Annotated in this window: 1 protein-coding gene; it reads right to left on the bottom strand. The window is 61.8% G+C overall.

The window, feature by feature from the left end:
* Window positions 1-122 precede the first annotated feature (122 nt).
* A partial coding sequence (gene guaD, locus AB4Z11_RS32505) for a guanine deaminase (protein ID WP_442030418.1) occupies window positions 123-1,031 on the bottom strand: 909 nt, incomplete at its 5' end.

Here is a 1,031-nt window from a genome sequence, read left to right as displayed (position 1 = left end):
GTAGATCCTCTAGTACCGTCTTTCTCTTTTGCGCCGGCTGAATGCCGGCGTTTTTTTTAAACCACGGCAAAAAACAGGTGGCAGCCACGATGTGGCTGCCACCAGGGTTACGCCTTAGGTTTTTATTCGCCGCGCTGGTGGACTTGCCTGCCCGCCGCATAAGTAGCAGCAATAGCGCGATCGTCACCCAGCAGGGCCAGCGCAAACAGCAGTTCCTCCAGGCTGTTGGTGCGCGTGGTGCGGCGCTCCAGCAGCGGCGTGGCTTTCGGGTCCATCACGATGAAGTCCGCCTCGGCGCCCGGCACGAAATTGCCGACGATACCTTCCAGCTGCATGCTGCGCGCACCGCCCAGCGTCGCCAGGTAGAACATGCGCATCGCCGGCAGATACGTTCCGCCCATGCGCGCAACCTTGTAAGTCTCATTCATCACCTGCAGCATCGAGAACGACGTGCCGCCACCGACATCCGTCGCCAGCGACAGCGCAACGTGCTGGCGATCAGCCGCAGCGAAATCGAACAAGCCACTGCCAAGGAACAGATTGGACGTCGCGCACATCGACACAGCAGCGCCGGTGGCCGCCATGCGTGCGCGGTCCTCGTTGTCCAGCCAGATGCAGTGGGCGTACATGGAACGTGGGCGCAGCAGGCCGTATTTATCGTACACGTCCAGGTAGCTGCGCGCGTCCGGGAACAGCGACTTCACCCACGCCACTTCATCGGTATTTTCCGCCACATGCGTCTGCACATAGGTGGTCGGGAAGGCCCGCGCCAGCTCGCCGCACAGCTGCAGCTGCGCGTCGGTGGATGTGGGCGCGAAACGCGGCGTAAGCGCATACATATTGCGGCCCTTGTTGTGCCAGCGCCGGATCAACTCTTCGCTTTCACATGCGCTGCTTTCCGCCGTGTCCTGCAGGAAGTCCGGGCAATTCCGGTCCATCATCACCTTGCCCGCCGCCATACGCAGGTTATGCGCTTCGGCCGCGCCGAAGAAAGCGTCCACCGACTGAGGATGCACGGTGCAGTACACCAT

The sequence above is a fragment of the Pseudoduganella sp. RAF53_2 genome (assembly GCF_052113985.1).
Lineage (GTDB): Bacteria > Pseudomonadota > Gammaproteobacteria > Burkholderiales > Burkholderiaceae_D > Rugamonas.
Note: the sequence above shows the minus strand (reverse complement) of the source record. Positions and strands in the feature narration are given on the sequence as shown.